Origin of the sequence: Paraburkholderia sp. RL17-337-BIB-A (assembly GCF_046025895.1) — a bacterium.
In the GTDB taxonomy this organism is placed as follows: Bacteria; Pseudomonadota; Gammaproteobacteria; order Burkholderiales; family Burkholderiaceae; genus Paraburkholderia; species Paraburkholderia fungorum_C.
Map to the genome: position 1 here is coordinate 586,337 of NZ_JARESY010000002.1, position 18,269 is coordinate 604,605.

Annotated in this window: 18 protein-coding genes and 1 pseudogene; 7 read left to right on the plus strand and 12 right to left on the minus strand. The window is 62.3% G+C overall.

The window, feature by feature from the left end; genetic code table 11:
• Positions 1-23 precede the first annotated feature (23 nt).
• The 5 genes and pseudogenes from P0D84_RS23590 to P0D84_RS23610 form a co-directional block, all read left to right on the plus strand.
• Complete coding sequence (locus tag P0D84_RS23590) at positions 24-230, plus strand: DUF1214 domain-containing protein (protein WP_408345927.1); 207 nt, start codon at positions 24-26, stop codon at positions 228-230.
• A 296-nt stretch (positions 231-526) separates the two neighbouring features.
• Positions 527-2,509, plus strand: coding sequence for an acetate--CoA ligase (gene acs, locus P0D84_RS23595; protein WP_408340901.1), 1,983 nt, complete (start codon positions 527-529; stop codon positions 2,507-2,509).
• Positions 2,510-2,714: 205 nt separating this feature from the next.
• Complete coding sequence (locus P0D84_RS23600; protein ID WP_408340903.1) at positions 2,715-3,518, plus strand: LysR family transcriptional regulator; 804 nt, start codon at positions 2,715-2,717, stop codon at positions 3,516-3,518.
• Between the two features lie 63 nt (positions 3,519-3,581).
• A complete protein-coding gene (locus P0D84_RS23605) occupies positions 3,582-4,931 on the plus strand; it encodes an IS4 family transposase (RefSeq protein WP_459252212.1) in 1,350 nt (449 codons plus the stop codon).
• A 1-nt stretch (position 4,932) separates the two neighbouring features.
• Positions 4,933-5,124, plus strand: a pseudogene (locus tag P0D84_RS23610) (LysR family transcriptional regulator); the annotation flags it as partial.
• A gap of 11 nt (positions 5,125-5,135) precedes the next feature.
• Here the strand turns inward: P0D84_RS23610 and mdcH are convergent.
• The 12 genes from mdcH to P0D84_RS23670 all read right to left on the minus strand — a co-directional run bounded on the left by mdcH (position 5,136) and on the right by P0D84_RS23670 (position 15,971).
• Complete coding sequence (gene mdcH / locus P0D84_RS23615; protein ID WP_408340905.1) at positions 5,136-6,068, minus strand: malonate decarboxylase subunit epsilon; 933 nt, start codon at positions 6,066-6,068, stop codon at positions 5,136-5,138.
• On the minus strand, positions 6,065-6,715 hold the full coding sequence (locus P0D84_RS23620) for a malonate decarboxylase holo-ACP synthase (RefSeq protein WP_408340906.1): 651 nt from the start codon (positions 6,713-6,715) through the stop codon (positions 6,065-6,067). Before P0D84_RS23620 ends, mdcH begins: the two co-directional genes overlap by 4 nt.
• Before the next feature lie 19 nt (positions 6,716-6,734).
• The gene (madM, locus tag P0D84_RS23625) at positions 6,735-7,502 is read right to left on the minus strand and encodes a malonate transporter subunit MadM (protein WP_408340908.1); all 768 of its coding nucleotides are present in this window, start codon (positions 7,500-7,502) and stop codon (positions 6,735-6,737) included.
• Positions 7,503-7,516: 14 nt separating this feature from the next.
• Positions 7,517-7,912: a malonate transporter subunit MadL gene (madL, locus tag P0D84_RS23630; RefSeq protein WP_149675622.1), complete on the minus strand. Its 396-nt coding sequence runs from the start codon at positions 7,910-7,912 to the stop codon at positions 7,517-7,519.
• A 59-nt stretch (positions 7,913-7,971) separates the two neighbouring features.
• A complete protein-coding gene (mdcE, locus tag P0D84_RS23635) occupies positions 7,972-8,787 on the minus strand; it encodes a biotin-independent malonate decarboxylase subunit gamma (protein ID WP_408340910.1) in 816 nt (271 codons plus the stop codon).
• Positions 8,784-9,635 (minus strand): biotin-independent malonate decarboxylase subunit beta, encoded by an 852-nt coding sequence (locus tag P0D84_RS23640; RefSeq protein WP_408340912.1) that lies wholly within the window; start codon positions 9,633-9,635, stop codon positions 8,784-8,786. The genes mdcE and P0D84_RS23640 overlap by 4 nt, the downstream gene beginning before the upstream one ends.
• 5 nt (positions 9,636-9,640) lie before the next feature.
• Positions 9,641-9,949 (minus strand): malonate decarboxylase subunit delta, encoded by a 309-nt coding sequence (locus tag P0D84_RS23645; RefSeq protein ID WP_408340914.1) that lies wholly within the window; start codon positions 9,947-9,949, stop codon positions 9,641-9,643.
• 8 nt (positions 9,950-9,957) lie between these two features.
• Positions 9,958-10,848 carry a triphosphoribosyl-dephospho-CoA synthase gene (locus P0D84_RS23650; RefSeq protein ID WP_408340916.1) on the minus strand — a complete coding sequence of 297 codons (891 nt, stop codon included), beginning with the start codon at positions 10,846-10,848 and terminating at the stop codon, positions 9,958-9,960.
• Positions 10,848-12,509, minus strand: coding sequence for a malonate decarboxylase subunit alpha (mdcA, locus tag P0D84_RS23655; RefSeq protein ID WP_408340918.1), 1,662 nt, complete (start codon positions 12,507-12,509; stop codon positions 10,848-10,850). The genes P0D84_RS23650 and mdcA overlap by 1 nt, the downstream gene beginning before the upstream one ends.
• A 299-nt stretch (positions 12,510-12,808) precedes the next feature.
• A complete protein-coding gene (locus P0D84_RS23660) occupies positions 12,809-13,660 on the minus strand; it encodes a carbohydrate ABC transporter permease (RefSeq protein ID WP_408340921.1) in 852 nt (283 codons plus the stop codon).
• Positions 13,657-14,547 (minus strand): carbohydrate ABC transporter permease, encoded by an 891-nt coding sequence (locus P0D84_RS23665; protein WP_408340923.1) that lies wholly within the window; start codon positions 14,545-14,547, stop codon positions 13,657-13,659. Before P0D84_RS23665 ends, P0D84_RS23660 begins: the two co-directional genes overlap by 4 nt.
• A 191-nt stretch (positions 14,548-14,738) precedes the next feature.
• Complete coding sequence (locus P0D84_RS23670) at positions 14,739-15,971, minus strand: ABC transporter substrate-binding protein (protein ID WP_408340925.1); 1,233 nt, start codon at positions 15,969-15,971, stop codon at positions 14,739-14,741.
• Between the two features lie 336 nt (positions 15,972-16,307).
• Here P0D84_RS23670 and P0D84_RS23675 point away from each other — a divergent pair, with 336 nt between their 5' ends.
• Positions 16,308-17,081, plus strand: a complete 774-nt coding sequence (locus P0D84_RS23675; protein WP_408340927.1) for an SDR family oxidoreductase — start codon at positions 16,308-16,310, stop codon at positions 17,079-17,081.
• A gap of 92 nt (positions 17,082-17,173) precedes the next feature.
• A complete protein-coding gene (locus P0D84_RS23680; RefSeq protein WP_408340929.1) occupies positions 17,174-18,256 on the plus strand; it encodes an ABC transporter ATP-binding protein in 1,083 nt (360 codons plus the stop codon).
• The last annotated feature ends 13 nt before the right edge of the window (positions 18,257-18,269 follow it).

Here is an 18,269-nt window from a genome sequence, read left to right on the forward strand (position 1 = left end):
CGCCAAATTCGCCGTAACAACCGCTGGACGGCGGCAAGACCTATCGGCTGCACATCGCAGCGAACGTGCCGGCACAACAGTTCTGGGCGGTGACTGTCTACGATCTCGACACGGCCGAAGAATTTGGGAGGCTCGCGCATAGACGCTCGCTGCAACCCACCAGGAGAAAACTTCCAGTACCTGGCATGGAGGTGACGAGTCACCCCGAAAGATTGATGTTCGATCGATGATCTTGTCAGCGACAGCCGATACGCAATCGCGGTGAAGTGACACGTCTCTGACGCGGCAGGAGCCGACAGCTACGAATTCAAGTTGGATCCCGCTTCTGAACACGCCAGGTCAAGCGCAAGACCTGAATTTTCACCGAGGCTAACTATCCGCTATCCAGGTTAATTGATCTGTTGATGGCGGCGGGTTACGTTACGAAAAACAAAGTACAACCGCGCGAGCCGAATCGAAGCGCGTGGCGAGACATGCGGCGAAGCCGTCCGGGGAATTACTCATGAAGCCATTCGGAGGAGACACAATGCCCGACATCGAATTAATGAAGCGGGAAAGTCGCGTTTTCGAAGTACCCGCTGCGTTTTCAAAGCAGGCGACAATCGCGAGCATGGAAGCCTACGACTCGCTTTGCGCCGAGGCTGAAAAGGATTACGAGGGATTTTGGGCTCGCCTGGCCCGCAGCAAACTTTTTTGGTCTAAGCCATTTTCCGAGGTTCTTGACGACAGCAATGCCCCTTTCTACCGATGGTTCGGTGACGGTCGTCTGAATGCGTCATACAACTGCCTCGACCGCAATGTGCAAAACGGGAACGGCGATAAGTCGGCTATCCTTTTCGAGGCAGATGACGGGACACTAACCAGCGTCACATACCGGGAGCTGCATGCCAGGGTCTGCCGATTCGCGAACGCGCTCAAGAACCTTGGAGTTGCCAAAGGAGACCGTGTCGTCATCTATCTGCCGATGTCGATCGAAGGTGTGGTGGCGATGCAGGCTTGTGCGCGTATCGGAGCGACCCATTCAGTGGTGTTCGGGGGCTTTTCCGCGAAGGCGTTACAGGAGCGTATAACCGATCTCGGCGCGTTAGTGCTGATCACGGCGGACGAGCAAATGCGGGCCGGGAAGACCCTCCCGCTGAAGTCCATCGCGGACGAAGCGCTCACCATGGGAGGCTGCGAATCCGTACGTCATGTGGTGGTTTATCGGCGAACGGGCGGCGAGATCGGCTGGATCGAGGAGCGCGACCGCTGGATGCACGAGATGTCGGAGGGCCAATCCGAGACATGCGAGGCCGAACCCGTGGACGCCGAGCATCCCCTCTTTGTGTTGTACACCTCCGGCTCTACTGGCCGGCCTAAAGGGGTACAACACAGCACGGCAGGCTACCTGCTGTGGGCCATGCTCACGATGCAGTGGACGTTCGACATCAAGTCCGAGGACGTATTTTGGTGCACCGCGGATATCGGCTGGATCACCGGGCATACGTATATCGCGTACGGTCCGCTCGCGGTGGGCGCGACGCAAGTCATATTCGAAGGCGTGCCAACTTATCCGAACGCCGGTCGCTTCTGGGAAATGATTGCGCGCCACAAAGTAAGCATTTTCTACACCGCGCCCACGGCTATCCGGTCACTGATCAAGGCCGCCGAAGCAAATGCGCAAATCCACCCTGGTCGCTATGACTTATCGAGCTTGCGGCTGCTCGGCACGGTCGGAGAACCAATCAACCCCGATACGTGGGAGTGGTTTCATCACAATATCGGCGGCGACCGCTGTCCAATTGTCGACACGTTCTGGCAGACCGAAACGGGAGGCCACATGATTGCGCCTTTGCCCGGCGCTACTCCGCTCGTGCCGGGTTCGTGCACGCTTCCCCTGCCGGGCATCGTGGCGGCGGTTGTCGATGAAACAGGGCAAGCGTTGCCCAACGGCAGCGGCGGTATTCTCGCAATAAAGCGCCCATGGCCATCGATGATTCGTACCATCTGGGGCGATCCCGACCGTTTCAAGCAGAGCTACTTCCCCGCCGAGCTCGGAGGTGACGTGTATCTTGCCGGCGATGGCGCGATCCGCGACAAGGACAGCGGTTACTTCACGATCACCGGTCGCATCGACGACGTGCTCAATGTTTCCGGGCACCGGATGGGGACGATGGAAATCGAGTCTGCATTGGTCGCTCACCCACTGGTGGCCGAGGCGGCCGTGGTGGGACGCGCCGACGAAGTGACCGGAGAGGCGATCTGCGCCTTCGTGGTGCTCAAGCGCGAGTGCCCATCCGACGAGGAAGCCCGGCAACTCGCTGCCGACCTGCGTAAATGGGTTGGCGAGCAAATTGGACCCATCGCCAAACCCAGGGACATCCGGTTCGGCGACAACCTGCCGAAAACACGCTCGGGGAAGATCATGCGGCGACTACTGCGTTCCCTCGCTAAAGGCGAACAGGTCACACAGGATGTTTCGACCCTCGAAAATCCATCAGTCCTGGATCAACTGGGCGAGGCGTTCTAGCGCCATCCTGGGAAGGAGAATGCTGTCCGCCCCACGAAGCCGTTGCACAGTCTTCGCGCCAGGCCAATGACCTCCGCCTCTTCGTGACGAGCGGGATGATCGAACGATCGCCGCCCGCTTGTCGCGAAGAATGCGGGGTTATCGCTACTTGTCCAGCAGTCTCATGCGCCGATAATCGTCAATTTCGACCATTCCCTGCATCGAAATGCGCGACCGAATCGACGATGAGATCACCTTTCGCAAGCTGGAATTCCTGCTCGCATTCATGGAGACCGGAAACCTGTCGAAGGCGGCCGAAGCGCTGAACGTGAGCACGGTCAGCGTGCATCGAGCGCTGCACTCGCTCGAACAGGGCGTACGATGTGCGCTGTTCCGGCATGAAGGCCGCAACCTCAAGTCGACGGAAGCTGCACAAATGCTCGCCGATGTGGCGCAAGAGGTGCTCACTCTGATGTCCGCCGGCATTCACGCGACCCGTGAGGCGGCGGGGTATTCGTCAGACCGGCTGAAGATCGGCTCGCTGTACTCGCTGACCATCAGGACCGTGCCTGACATCGTCGTCGACATCAAGGTGCGGCGACCGATGCTCCAGGTCGAACTCGTGCTTGGTTCGAATGCCGAACTGCTCGACAAGCTGAAACAGGGCACCGTCGATGCGGCCCTGATGGCCTTGCCGGACGGCGAGCCCGAAGTCGAATCCATCCCGCTTTTCGAAGACGACATCTTTTTCGCGGCGCCTGCCGGTTCACCATACGCGAATCAGGAGGCGGTCGATCTGCGGGACTGCCGCGACGAGACCTTTGTTTCTCTCGGCGAGGGGTTCGTGACATATCGAGGCTTTATGGAGGCGTTTCGCGTCGCGGACTTCACGCCGAATGTAACCATGAAAGTCGGCGATATTTTTTCGCTGATGAACCTTGTGAGCGGCGGGGTCGGCTATACGCATCGTCTTATACACAAGTCAGCCCTCCGCAACCGTAGGCCGGAACAAACCGTCGTCGGGCAATGAGATCGACGGGGGCTTGTAAACTTTCGGCGCATCGCGTTTACTCTCGCTTTTTGCGTGAACGCCTTGGCCCTGGAAGCACCGTGCTGGACGCAAACCGAATTTGCTGACCTCGACCTTGGCGACGCGCGCTTGAACAAGCGAGCGAGGACATTGATGGAACGATTGGCGGCCAAGCCGACGGCTGGCGTGCCGCAGGCGTGTCGGGGCTGGGGCGAGACGATGGCGGCGTACCGCTTCTTCGACAACGGCGAGGTCGAGTGGAGTGCGATTCTGGAACCGCACTGGCGGCAGACCGAGCAACGAATGGCCGCTCAGTCGGTCGTGTTGTGCCTGCAGGACACCACGGAACTGGATTTCAACGGCCGGCAGGCCGCGGGCCTTGGGCCACTGTCTTATGAGATGCAGCGCGGGATGTATTTGCATCCGACCTATGCGGTGACGCCTGAGCGGGTGCCGCTGGGTGTACTCGACGCATGGATGTGGGCGCGTGAGCCCAAGGACGCGCAGGGCCAGCGCGGCGGCCTCAAGGAAAGCCTGCGCTGGATCGAGGGTTACGAGCGCGTAGCGGAAACGGCATCGAGCCTGCCACACACGCGACTGGTGTACGTCGCTGATCGCGAGGCAGACATGCTCGCGCTGATGGTGCGGGCGCAGGAGTTGGGCACGCCGGCGGATTGGCTGATTCGCTCGACCCACGACCGCGCGCTGCCCGAGGGAGCCAAGCTATGGACAGCGACGACAGAAGGCACACCGCTGGGCGAGATTGCCTTCACGATGGGCTCGCGTCACGGCGTGAAGGCGCGCCAGGTGCGTCAGCACGTATGGTTGCGGCGCATCGAACTGCCGGCAGGCGTTGGTCAGAGCGTTGCGGCCACGTGTCTGGTGGCGCGTGAGTTTGATGCACCAGGCGGCGTCAAGCCGATCGAATGGCGCTTGCTGACCAACCGCGAAGCCACGACGTTGCAGGAAGCGATTGAACTGATCGACTGGTATCGGGCGCGCTGGGAAATCGAGATCTTGTTCAACGTGCTGAAGAACGGTTGCCGGGTCGAGGCGCTGCAACTGGGCGCGATCGAACGGCTCGAACGCGCGCTGGCGCTGTTTCTGGTCGTGGCTTGGCGAATCGTCCGTCTGATGCACATGGGTCGCAGTTGCCCCGATCTGGATGCCGAACTGTTCTTCGATGTCGATGAAATTCGTGGCGCGTATTTGCTGACCGACGTCAAGCAGCCGGACAAGCCCAAGCTCAACGAGGTGCTGCGCCTGATCGCGCGCCTGGGCGGATTCCTCGGCCGCAAGGGCGATGGCGAACCCGGCACGAAAGCTATTTGGCTGGGACTCAAAGAGGTTCATGTCGCTGCCAAGACATTGCAGAAGTTACGTGCCGGCGGTCACGCTGGAAATTGTGTATAAGCCGATGGGCTATACGCTATTACCAGGCCGCGTGCGTGGCGTGTTCGGCGACAAGGTGCAATTCATTCCTCTCAAGCCGCAATACCTGATGCGCCAGTCAATCGGTGTCAGCTTCCTGCACGCACGCGAGCGCGACCCGAACCTGTTGGCGCTGATGGCCGTCTGCCGTCTTTGCACGAGAAGGGCTGGTTGAGGTTTCAGCTCTCACTCGCGTGCCCGTTCCCGCTCGATCAGCGCGCCAAGGTCCGGCAGCGCCGTCTCGCTGCAACTCACCGCGATCCCCTCTGTGAAAATCGCGCTGCTCAACCGGGTCAGTGCGTTGGCCGGCGGCATCTCGACGGCGAGGCGTGCGCCTCGTTCCCACGCAAGCCTCACAGTGTCATGCCAGCGCACCTGCCGCGCCATGTTGCCCGCAAGATCGGCCGCGATGCGCGGGCCGTCAAAAAGCGGGCGTGCAATGCTGCTGCTCAGATACACAATACGAGGCGCGCGCACGGTGATCTGGCCAAAGGCATCGGCGAGCGCCACCGCGGGTGCGTCGAGCAAAGCACAATGCGACGGAACCGCCACGTCGAGACGCTCGCAGCGTTGCGCCCCGTGTTCGATCGCAAGCGTCGTAAGGCGGTGCATGGCAGCATCGCTTCCTGCAACGACCATCTGCGTTTCTGCGTTAATGTTCGCAAGGAACACGGTCGTGGCCTCGTTGTTCACTTGCGCGATCAGTCGTTCGAGCGCCCGCTGCGTCATACCGATGATCGCAGTCATGCCGTAGCCGCTCGGGTAGGCGCGTTCCATCAACTGGCCGCGCAGCTCGACGAGTTTCACGGCGTCGGCGTATTGAAGCGCGCCTGCGATCACGGCGGCCGGATAGGCGCCGATCGAAAGCCCGGCCACCATGTCGGGTTCGTAGCCGCAGGCGCTCATCACGCGCGCCTGAGCGACGCCCGCGATCAAGACGCAAAGTTGCACCGCGACGGTGGAGTGCAGCGAATCGGAATCGTCGAGCGATGTGACGTCGTAGCCCAACGTGTCGCTGGCTTCTTGCAGTGTTCGAGCGGCTTCGGCGTGAGACTGGAGCGCATGCAACATGCCCGGGCGCTGTGAGCCCTGACCGGGGAATGTGAACAGTACGCTCATGATATGTCGCCAACCCAGGGATCCGATACGAGCAAGGGGCCACGCCCCGTCTTCAGCAGAACGCGATCCGCGTTGCCGGCCCACTCCGCGAGCGCGAACCCGCCGTGGCCTGTGTCGACCTGCATGTCGATGCGCGCGGGCGACGCTTGCAGCAACGCGAGAAGCGAGCGGGCTTCGTCGCGCGGCAGCGGCTTCGATGCGCGCAGCAGCAGATCGAGGTCGCTGTCCTGCCGCAGCGTGCTCACGCCGCTCGCAAGCGCAAAGCCGACGCTGCCGGTGATGCCCCACGTCAACCGAAGCCGGTCGAGTTCTGGCGCGATGCGACTCAGTGCGCGCACGCAGGGCAGGGTGGCGAGTGCGGCCTTCGTCCGCCAGGCGCGGCCTGTAGCGAGCGCCTCGGGCGTGACGCTGAGACGGATGCGCTCGCGCGCCACGTGAGCGGCGAACCGCTCACTGCGTGCACGACCGCGAAGCCCGACCGGCACCACGCCCTGCTCGCTGACCGCTTCGCGCCGCACGACCACCGGCGCGTGCGAAAGCCACTCGCGCGAGGCCCATCCAGGTACTACCGATGTCGAACGAAGGTCCTCCCGCTCACTGATCCACAGGAGGTCGTGCGGGCGAAGCGGTTCGTAAGCGGTAGACAAGAGGATTCTCCCAGGCGCATCAAGCGCTCATCAAAGCCTTGGTCGCAAAGAACAACAGCGAAGGTCCAAGCAGGCAGCCGACGCCCGTATGGAACGTCGCGATCAGCGCCCCGTAAGGCACGAGCCGACGATCGGTCGCGGCGAGCCCCGCGCTCACACCGCTCACCGTGCCCGCCAGGCCGCCGAAGATCATCGCGGAGCGCGGCGTCTTCAGTCCCATGAAACCGGCCGCGAGCGGCGTGCCGATCATCACGATGATCGCCTTGATGAGGCCCGTCGCGATGCTGAGCGCGATCACATCCGAGCTCGCGCCGATCGCCGCGCCCGTCACCGGTCCCACGATATACGTGACCGCGCCCGCGCCAATGGTCGTCATGCTGACGGGATCGGTATAGCCGAACGCGTAAGCAATGCTTGCGCCGACGATGAACGGCAGCACAGTGCCGAGCAGCAGCGACACCACGCCGATCATTCCCGCCTTGCGCGCCTCGGTCGCCTGCACCTCGAACGCGGTCGCGACAATGGCGAAATCACGCAGCATCGCGCCGCCCATCAGGCCGATGCCGGTGAAGAGCGGCAGGTCGGCGATGCCCTTTTGTCCGCCGGTGAATGCGCCGCCGACATAGGCGAGCGCGAGGCCGATCACGATCGCGATTGCCGAGCCGTGCACGCGCCCGAAGGTCAGCTTGCGCGAAATCAGCGACGACACCCACATGATGAGGCCCACCAGCGCGAACGCAGTGACGAGGCCGTTCTGAATCAGATTTTTATCGAGAATTTGCAACATGACTAACTCCTGATTCAGATTTCTTCAAGATGCGGCGCGTTCACGAACGACGTGCTGTCGCGACCGGTGCGGGAAAGAACGGCGATGCAGCATGCGCAGACGGCCGCAGCGCCCATTGCCGAAAGCAGTGCGACGGGGCCGCCCTTGAGCGCGGCCACGACGTTCTGGTTGGCGGCCATCGCCACCACGACGGGGATGTACATCGCGCCCCAGAAGCCGACGCCGAATTCGGTTTCCTTCGGCAGCAGTCCCTTCTTTTGCAGATAGAGTTTCAGGAAAATCAGCAGCAGCATCGCGATGCCGACGCCGCCGACGTTCGTCTTCACGCCGATCGCGACGCCGAGCAGGTCGCCGAGAAAGAGTCCCGCGAGATGGCAGAACGCGAGAAGTGCAGTTCCATAGATGATCATTTCATGTCTCCTGTAATACCTTTATTGGCTTCTGACGAGGCGGTGCGAGAACTGAAGCTCTACCGCCATTGCTCCCGCAGCTTGCGGCGAACCGTCGCGGAGGCCGCGCGGTGCGCGCTGCCGAGCCGACTTTCCAGACCGCGCGACGGGTCGTTGCGGATGTCGTCGAAAGCGACCTGCAGCGCCTTCTCGACGGTGGTCTGATCGGCGCCGGTCGGCGCATCGGCGTTGGTTACGCTCAGGAGTTTCCAGAGCAGCCCGAGCGATGCGTAGTTGTCGATGTCGTAGGCCATCGGCGGAACGCGCCCCGTGAACGCTTCGAGATCGGCGACCGAGCGGAGCGTGACCCGCGCCGCCGATTCCTTGCCCATCGCGTGGACCATGACCTTCGGATCGGCGAGTGCGATGAGGCGGTTGGCCTGATAGCCGTGGGCGAGAAACGCACCCGACATCGCGCGCCCGACGATCAGCCCGATCACCGGATGGCCCGCGAGACGCGCGCTGGCGTAGGCATCGGCGGCTGCGGCGAGCGCCTGGTGGATGCCGTACGCTTCCTCGCGCCGGCCGTACGCCTGGCTCGCCACGTCGATCACTGCGACGATCGCGCGCTTCTCTTCACGCTTGCTGTCCGCATCGACGACCTCACGCACCGCGCGCGCCACTTCCCATCCTTCGACGAGACCGACCTCGCCGCCGCGCGCCCGTGGGAACGGATTGTCCGGATCGGGCACCACGGCGATGAAGCGCGCGGGATGGTCGCCCAACCGCGCATCCGCGACCCGCACCGAAGGCGGATAACCGGCCTGCAACGGCGCGCTGTAAGTGAGCGCGTCGAGCCAGACTGCGCCGCGCTTCGAAAGCTCTTGTGTGCTCATAACTGAAACCCCTTGCCGTAGATGGCGGCCGCCTGTTCCGGCGTGGCCTGCACGCCCGGATCGACCTCGGAAAGCCGCGTCAGAAAACCCGCGACGCGCTCGCTGCGGCATGCCTCGGGCCGCCCCGCGCGAAAGCGTTCGATGACGGCTGCGCGGATCGCGTCGGCGTCGTCGGCGACGTAGTCGTCGACGAGTCCCGTGCGATGCCGCTGCTCGCAGCCGGTGAAGCTCCAGATCATCGGACGGTCGCGCGAATCGAATTCGGCGATGCCCGCTTCCTGTTCGATGACCGCCGGACCATTGAGGCCCAGGCGCGCTTCGCGGGTGCCGATCAGATAGCTGCACAGTCCCGCCGCGATCGACATGCCCCCATAGCAGCCGATCGGCCCGGCCGTGATGCCGATCACCGGCTGGTAGCGCCGCAAGTCGACCATGCCTGCGTGAATTTCCGCGATCGCCGCGAGCCCGAGATTGGCTTCCTGCAAGCGCACGCCGCCCGTTTCGAAGAGGATGACGGCGCGCGTCGGGATGCCGTTGCGGTTGTCCTCGGCGGCGAGTTCGAGGCTGCCCGCGATCTTCGCCGCCGACACCTCGCCCATGCTGCCGCCCTGGAATCCGCCATCGATCCCGAGCACCACGGCGGGCTGGCCGTCGATGGTGCCCTTCGCGACGACCATGCCGTCGTCCGCTTGCGTCACGATGCCCTGGCGCATGAGCCACGGCGACGTGACGCGCTGGAACGGGTCGAGCAGTTCGCTAAAGGTGCCTGCATCGAGCAGCTTCTTCGCGCGGCTGCGCGCATCGAGCTCGATGAAGCTCTGGCGTTCGAGCAGTTGCTGTGTATCCATGATCATCACGCTCCGCCGGTTGATTTCAGTTGTTCGAAGACCTGCCCGATGCGCATCTGCACGACGCCCGGCGTCGCGCCCGAATCGTTGATTTCGAGCTTCGCGGCGGGGAGCGACCCGTCGCCGAAGATGCGTTCGAGCACGGCCTGCCAGAGGCGGCCCTTACCGTCGACGGAGGTCGTGACATTCACGACGGTGCGGTGCGCCGCGTTCGCTTCGAGCAGCACTTCGAGGTCTCCCGAGGCGACGACGCCCGCGAGCGCGCGGCCTTGTGCGGGCTGGCCCGCCGGGAATTCGAGGACGATGGTTTCCATGTGTGTTCCTATGCGTTCGACGTTTGAGGGGCTTCGCTACGAAGCCGGTCGAGAAACAGGGCTGCGGCGAGCAGGTCGGCGGCGCCACCGGGCGATACGTGCAGTTCGACGAGGCGCCGGTCCAATGCCTTCAGTTGACGGCGCCCCGCGAGCGCGGCGGCACCGCCTTGTTCCAGTACGCGCCACGCGCCGTCCTGCATCTCGGCGAGCGCCTCGGGTCCGCCGCGCGCGAGCACGCAGGTGTCGTCGAGGCTCGCCATCACGGCGAGCAGTGCATTCAGGCGCGCGGCCGTTTCGCTGTCGCCGCGAATGCGCGAGCGCGCGAGCTCCGGCAGCGCGACATCCACGACATGCGGAAAGCCCGCCTGCGCCTGTCCGCGCGCGCCGCCGACGTTGTAGTCGAGACAGGCCTGCTCGCCCTTGTTGCCGGTGATCGCAGGCGCGTGACGATCCTGCACGCGGGCGATCGAACCAGCGCGCGCGGCGACGGCTTGCGGCGCAAGATCCGAAACTTCGCGCGCCGCAGCGGTCACGAGCAATCCGAGCGCCCAGATCGCGCCGCGATGCGTATTCACGCCGCCGGTCGCATCGAGCATGCGCGCTTCGCCGTCGCGCCCGATTGCGCCGATGCGCTCACGCAGCGCGAGCAGCGGTTGCGATTGGGTGCCTGCACGCGCCAGTTCAACGAACGTCGGCTGCAATGCGAGCGCCGATGCGCACATCAGTTTCCAGTCGAGATCGTGATGCGCGCCGCGGCTGCGGATATCGACGAGTCCGGGCTTCGGCGCGAGCGTGACTTCTTCAATCAGCGCTTCCACCACATGCGCGCCGAAACGGTCGGCCAGGTCCGGCGCCTGGCGCAGCGGCTGCGCCGCGTTCATTGCGAGGTTCTCGCGCATTACCAGCTCCGAAAGCGTGCGGGCGGCTCGTACAGCCCGTCCGACCAGTCGACGATATCCGCCATGCTCTTCGCGGCGAGCAGCGACCGGCTCGCTTCGCTGCGGTGGATGCCGAGGTCCTCGGGCAGCGCGACGAAGCCATCGCGGCGCAGCGCCGCGAGTTTGCCCGCGTCGCTCTTGAGACCGATCGGCGTGACGCCCGCGACGGCCGCGATCATCTCCTTGCGATGTTCGAGCGAGCGCGCCTTGTAGAGATACGCGATGCCTTCCTCGGTCAGCACGTGCGTGACGTCGTCGCCGTAGATCATCACGGGCGCGAGCGGCATGCCGGATTCGCGGCCGACCTCGACCGCATCGATCGATTCGACGAGGGTCGGCTGGCCGCCCGCCTGGAACGTCTCGACCATCTGCACGACGAGCTTGCGGCCGCGCTCCAGCGGGCTGTCCGTCTGCAGCAGATCGAGCCACGCGGGCGTCGCGTGGCGCCGGCCGTGCGGATCGTGGCCCATGTTGGGCGCGCCGCCGAAGCCGGTGAGCCGCCCGTGCGTCACCGTCGACGAGTTGCCTTCTCCATCCATCTGCAGCGTGGAGCCGATGAACATGTCCACCGCGTATTGCCCCGCGAGCTGGCACATCGTGCGATTGGAGCGCATCGAGCCGTCGTGGCCGGTGAAGAAGATGTCGGGCCGTTGCGCGACGTAGGCTTCCATGCCGAGTTCGCCGCCGAAGCAGTGCACGCTGTCGACCCAGCCGGTTTCGATCGCGGGGATCAGCGTCGGATGCGGGTTGAGCGTCCAGTGGCGGCAGATCTTGCCCTTGAGACCGAGCTTCTCGCCGTAGGTTGGCAGAAGCAGTTCGATCGCGGCCGTGTTGAAGCCGATGCCATGATTGAGCGACTGCACCTGATGCTTCTCATAGATGCCGCGGATCGCCATCATCGCCATCAGCACCTGGATCGGCGTGATGAGGCGCGGATCGCGCGTGAAGAGCGGCTCGATGAAGAACGGCTTGTCGGCCTGCACCACGAAATCGATCCACGAGCCGGGGATGTCGACGCGCGGCAGGTCCTTCGGGTCGTCGACGATCTCGTTGACCTGTGCGATCACGATGCCGTCGCGAAACGCGGCGGCTTCGACGAGCGACGGCGTGTCTTCGGTGCTCGGACCCGTATAGAGATTGCCTTCGCGATCCGCCTTGTAGCCGGCGCACAGCACGACGTTCGGCGTGAGGTCAACGTAGAGCCGCGCGTAGAGTTCGATGTAGGTATGGATCGCGCCGATTTCGAGGATGCCGTCCTGCAGGAACTGCGAGATGCGCAGGCTCTGCGCGCCGGCATACGCGAAGTCGAGCTTTCTGGCGATGCCGCGCTCGAAGAGATCGAGATGCTCGGCGCGGCTCACGCTCGGAATGATGAGATGCAGGTCGTGGACGACTTCCGGATCGACTTTCGCGAGGGAACGCGACAGGAAATCGGCCTGTTTCTGGTTGTTGCCCTCGACGACCACGCGGTCGCCCGGGGCGACGAGCGCCTGCAGGACATCGACGATGCGCTCGGTGGGTAGCACCATGCCATCCGCGATCGATGCAACCCGCGCGAGGCGGCGATGTTTTTCCGCACGGCGCGTGGCCCAGCGGGATTGGGTCTGACTTTGACTGGACATGTGGACTCTCGCTCAGGACATGAGGCAAGTCTAGGGAGCGAGGTGCACCGGTTCAATGACGCTTGGGACGCGTCTGTTATCCCAAGGGTAATGATCATTCGACGTGAACGCTAAAACCGTGACAGAACTGGGCAGGGGGCTTAACCGCGTTGCCTAGGGGTTTTCCCGGTTTCGCTGACGGATGTGCTCGACCGCACGATGGACGTCGTCTGGTTGATGCGCGTGGAATTGCAAAGCAGGCCCAAGTTCCTGAACCTCGGCGAACGCGGCAGGATAGAACCCGCCGCGCTTCAAAAGACCTACTTCACCGCTCCCAACGCCAACCCCTTCACCAGGAACCGCTGCAACCAGGCAAACACAATCGAAACCGGCAATGTCGCGCAGAGGGTCGCGGCCATGACCAGATGCCATTCGACGACGTACTTCCCCGCGACCATATCGGTCACCTGCACGGTAAGCGTCTTATTCTCCGGCGACCGAATCAGCGTATAAACCACCGCAAACTCATTCCACGCATTGATAAACGTGAAGATCGCGGTAACAACAATCGCAGGCACAGCCAACGGCAAGAACACCTTAAAAACAGCCCTCGTCCTCCCACACCCTTCCAACCAGGCCGACTCCTCAAGATCTCGCGGCACAGTCTGAAAGTACGAAGACAACATCCAAACCGCAAACGCGATATTGAACGCAGCATAGGAAACGATCACACCAATCTTGGAGTCAACCAGATTCCCATCCCCATAAGGAATCATCGCAGCGAGCCGGAACAGACCAACAACCAGCAAAATCGGCGACAACATCTGCGTCACCAGCAGAAACTGCGAATACAACCCCTTCCCACGAAACGGAAACCGCGCCAACGCATAAGCCGCAGGCAAGCTCACTGCCAACGCCAGCGCGGTCGACAGAAAGCTAATCACGCAACTATTCCTCAGCGCCACGCCAAAGTTAGCCGCAACCCACATATCCGAGAAATTGCTCCACTGCCAATGCACCGGCAACCACCGCGCCGGATAAACAAAAATCTCCGTAGCCGGCTTCAGGGCAGTAAATAACATCACAGCAAACGGAAACAGCACCGCCACAATCAGCGGCGAAAGCGCCAACCAGCACCACAACGAGCGCTTCGTCTTGACGCTAAGACTCATGACGTCTCTCCTTCTTTCGCCGGCTGCAGGCGCAGATAAGCGATCGAGAAAACGAACAACATGACGAGCATGATTAGCGACACCGCCGCGGCTTCGCCGGGACGTCCCAACCGGAAACCAAGCTCATAAAGATACGTGACAAGAATATGCGTGCCGTTATCCGGGCCGCCTTGCGTCATCACCCAGATGATCGGGAAAGAATTGAATACGTAGATCACATTCAACAGAATCGTCATGTTGATGAACGGCCGCAAAAGCGGCATCGTCAGCTTGCGAAACTGCTGCCATGCGGTGGCGCCATCCATGCGCGCCGCTTCATAAATATCGCCCGGCACCGACGACAACCCGCCAAGCAGAATCGTCACCGTAAATGGAATCGACACCAGGATACCCACCGCGATCTCCACGGGAAACGCGAGTTCCGGCGTCGCGAGCCAATGGATCGGGCCACTGATCAACCCAAGCCGCTGCAACGTGACATTAACCATGCCGTAGTCATCGTTGAAGGCCCAGCGCCATACCACGGCGGTCATCGTCAGCGAGACGGACCACGGCAGCATCACAATCGTGCGCGCCACACCGCGGCCATAGAAGTCCTGATTCAGAATCAGCGCAACCGGCACCGAAATCAGCACCGTGCCACCCACCACGAACACGGTCCAGACAATCGTCCGTCGAGCGGCGGCGAGAAACGCGGGGTCGTTGAAAATCGTATAGAAATTCTGCAGACCGGTGAAATCGCGGATCGCGCCAAAGCGCGAGACCTCATGCAGCGATTGCCACACGATGTTGAAAATCGGATAACTGATGATGAAAAGCGCCAACACCAGGCTCGGCGCAATCAACAACCAGGGCGCTTGCAGGCGCGAAGAAGCGGAACGGCTCATGCGTGCTCGATCGTAAGACGCGTCCACACTAAAAAGGCGGGCGCGACGGGATGGGCCGGATAGTGCATTACGGGCGTTGCGTGTGTTGCGGGCGTTACATGCAGTACATGCATTACGACCGAAACGCGCGCCGCCTTCACAACGGCGGCGCGCGTTCCGTATTCAGCAAATCACTACGAGACTACGCGCAATCACTTACCGAGCGACTTGTTTGCTTGCGCGGCCGCAGCATTCAACGCATCAGCCGGCTTTGCCTTGCCCAAATAGATCGATTGCATTGAATCGGTCACAGCCTTCGCGGTGTCTTCCCAACCGGTCACGGTCGGCGCGAAGTGAGCCGTCGGCAGCAGCGCGACGAAAGCTTTGGTATCCGGATCGCTGAACGCCGGATCGGTCGCCTCGGCCTTGGTGGTCGGCAGGAAGCCTTCGGTGGTCGTGAACTCTACACGCGGTTCCTTCGTGAACAGATAGTCGAGGAACTTCCACGCCGACTTCTTCACCTTCGAGTTCTTGAACATCACGATCGAGTCGGTCACCGCATAGGTGGCGTGCGTCGTGCCCATCGGGATCGGAACGATGCCGTACTTCAAATTCGGCACTTCTTTCTTGATCTGCTTTGCGAGGAACGGTGCGGAGATGTCCATCGCGACGCGGCCCTGCTTGAACAGGTTCTGCACGTCTTCGCGGCTGTAGCCGGTCACGCCAGGTTGCGTCAGGCCCTGGTCGATCATCGTCTTGTACAACGTGGCCGCCTTGATGCCGGCCGGCGAATTGAATGCCGCCTTGCCGTCCTTGCCGACCACATCGCCACCGTTGGTCCACAGGGCGTAGTAATAGTAGACGTCGGTTTCGATTTCCTTGCCTTGCAGACCGAAGCCGGCAATGCCCTGCGCCTTCAGTTTCTTCGACGCGTCGATCACGTCATTCCACGTCTTCGGGCCGTCGGGATAACCGACCTTCGCGAGCAGATCCTTGTTGTAGTAGAGCGCCCGCGCGGAAGCGGCGATCGGCAGGCCGTACACCTTGCCGTTGATTTCTCCAGGCGCCAGGAATGGGCCGATGAAGCGGCCCTTGAAGCTGGCGTCCATGTAACCGTCGAGCGGTTCGGCGACGTCGTCCTTCACAAAGTCAAGCAGCCAGCGCGTGCCGACAATCGCGAGGTCGGCGTTGGCGTTACCGGTAATGTCCGTCTGCAGTTTTTGTTGCAGCGTGTCCCAGCTCACGTCTTCGATCTTGATGGTCGTGCCGGGGTTGGCCTTCTCGAAGTTGCGGGCCATCTTTTCGAAGTACGGCGCGGTGGCATCGCTGTAATGCGCGACCGTTACGCGAACCGTGTCGGCGTGAGCCGCGACGGCGATACCTGCAAACGCGAGCGCCATGGCAACTTTGCCTAGCGCGAGGGAAGCACGGGCATGCAACGACATTTTCTCTCTCTCCTGTGTCGAACGGAGTTAGCGCTTTAGGCTCACTCCGGTCCCATCCAACGATGGTGGGGGGTGGTCTGCTGCCGTCGCCGGCCGCTTGGGTTGATTTGTTTGAAAAAATCCTACATGACGCAAAATAGCTTGTCACGTAGGGTCTGCCATATTTCTTCTCGGCCAGTTTTGTGCATAAGATGCTGTAAAGCAGGGATATTCTGCGTAACGCGAAGTCATGGATACCCAATATTCGGGATGACTGGACAACTGAGCGGTAGTCGTTTTGTAGGAAATTTACACGCCAGTCTGGCGCTGCAACAGGATTGAGGAGCGAGGGCGGACATGAATCGTGTGGTCTTGGTAACGGGCGCTTGCGGCGGCATCGGCAGCGTGTTGTGCAAGCGCTTCGTGGAGCAGGGCGATACGGTGCTGGCGCTCGATATCGACGCGGTCGCGCTGAGTGGATTAACGGCGCAAATCGGCGAGGCGCATGTCACGCCGATCGCGGTCGACCTCGGCGACGCTGCCGCAGTGCAGCAAGCGGTGGCCGAAGCGGTCAAGACGCGCGGTCCGGTGGATGTGTTGGTCGCCAACGCGGGCGCTGCGAAAGGCCTGACGCTCGCCACGACGGACGCCGCTAGCTGGCAACGCGACATCCATCTGAACTTGAACGGTACGTATCACACGGTGGAAGCGGTGCGCGCCTCAATGATCGAACGGCAGAAGGGCGCGCTGGTACTGATCGGCTCGGTGAACGGCATGGCCGCGCTCGGGCATCCGGCATATAGCGCGGCGAAGGCGGGGCTCATCAGCTACACGAAAGCGCTGGCGATCGAACTCGGCCGCTATGGGATTCGCGCGAACATTGTCTGTCCGGGCACGGTGAAGACGCAGGCATGGCAGGCGCGCGTCGACAAGAATCCGCAGGTCTTCGAGGATCTGAAGAAGTGGTACCCGTTGCGCGACTTCGCGACGCCCGACGACATCGCCGACGCGGTGCTGTTTCTCGCCTCGCCGATGGCGCGGGTGATTACCGGCGTCGCGTTGCCGGTCGACGGTGGGCTGATGGCCGGCAACCGTTTGATGGCGGAAGAACTGACGCTTGAATCAATTTGAAAGCATTGAATGGATAGCGCGGCGTGCTCCTTGCTTCGACTTCGATGAAGCAACCCAGCACAACCGCATGACAGCACGACGATGAGGACAGCATGGCAGCAGTGCAACTGAGCGGCATCTTCAAACGCTATGGCGACACGCAAGTGGTGCACGGCATCGATCTCGACATCGACGACGGCGAGTTCGTCGTACTGGTCGGCCCGTCGGGTTGCGGCAAAAGCACGCTGATGCGCATGGTGGCGGGGCTCGAGGAGATCAGCGGCGGCGATCTGATGATCGGCGGAACGCGCGCCAATACGCTTGCGCCACAGCAGCGCAATATCTCGATGGTGTTCCAGAGCTACGCGCTCTATCCGCATCTGTCGGTCTACGAAAACATCGCGTTCGGGCCGCGGATTCGCAAGGAATCGTCCGCGAGTTTCAAGCCGCGGATCGAAGCCGCGGCGAAGATGCTGAACCTCAGCAGCTATCTGGACCGTTTGCCGCGTGCGCTGTCCGGTGGCCAACGTCAGCGGGTGGCAATGGGCCGCGCAGTGGTGCGCGAGCCGTCGCTGTTTCTGTTCGACGAACCGCTGTCCAATCTCGACGCCAAACTACGTGTGCAGATGCGCACGGAAATCAAGGCATTGCATCAGCGTCTGAAGAACACGGTGATCTACGTCACGCACGATCAGATCGAGGCGATGACGATGGCCGATCGCATCGTCGTGATGAACGCGGGGCGGATCGAACAGGTCGGCCGTCCGCTCGATCTGTACGACCGTCCGGCCAATCTGTTCGTCGCGAGTTTCCTCGGCTCGCCGTCGATGAATTTCGCTGAAGGTGTGTTGGCCAATCGTGCGGAAGGACAGGGCTTTGCGTTAAAGCTCACGGACTGTGGCGAGATCGTGCTGGAAGGCGCGCCGGCGTCCGCGGTGGTCGGCGCGAAAGTCACGCTCGGCGTGAGGCCAGAGCACATCGAAACAATGACCGACAAGCCGGACGCCACGCTGGAAGTCGAAGTGGTCGAACCGACTGGCGCTGAGACCCATTTGTACGGGAAAATAGGCGGCAGCACGTGGTGCGTGACGACTCGCCAGCGCTCGAAAGTCGAGCCCGGCCAGCGCGTCACGCTGCGCCTGCCGGCCGAGCATATTCATCTGTTCGACACGGAGAGTGGACGCAGGCTGGTCTGAGCCGCGTGTTGCC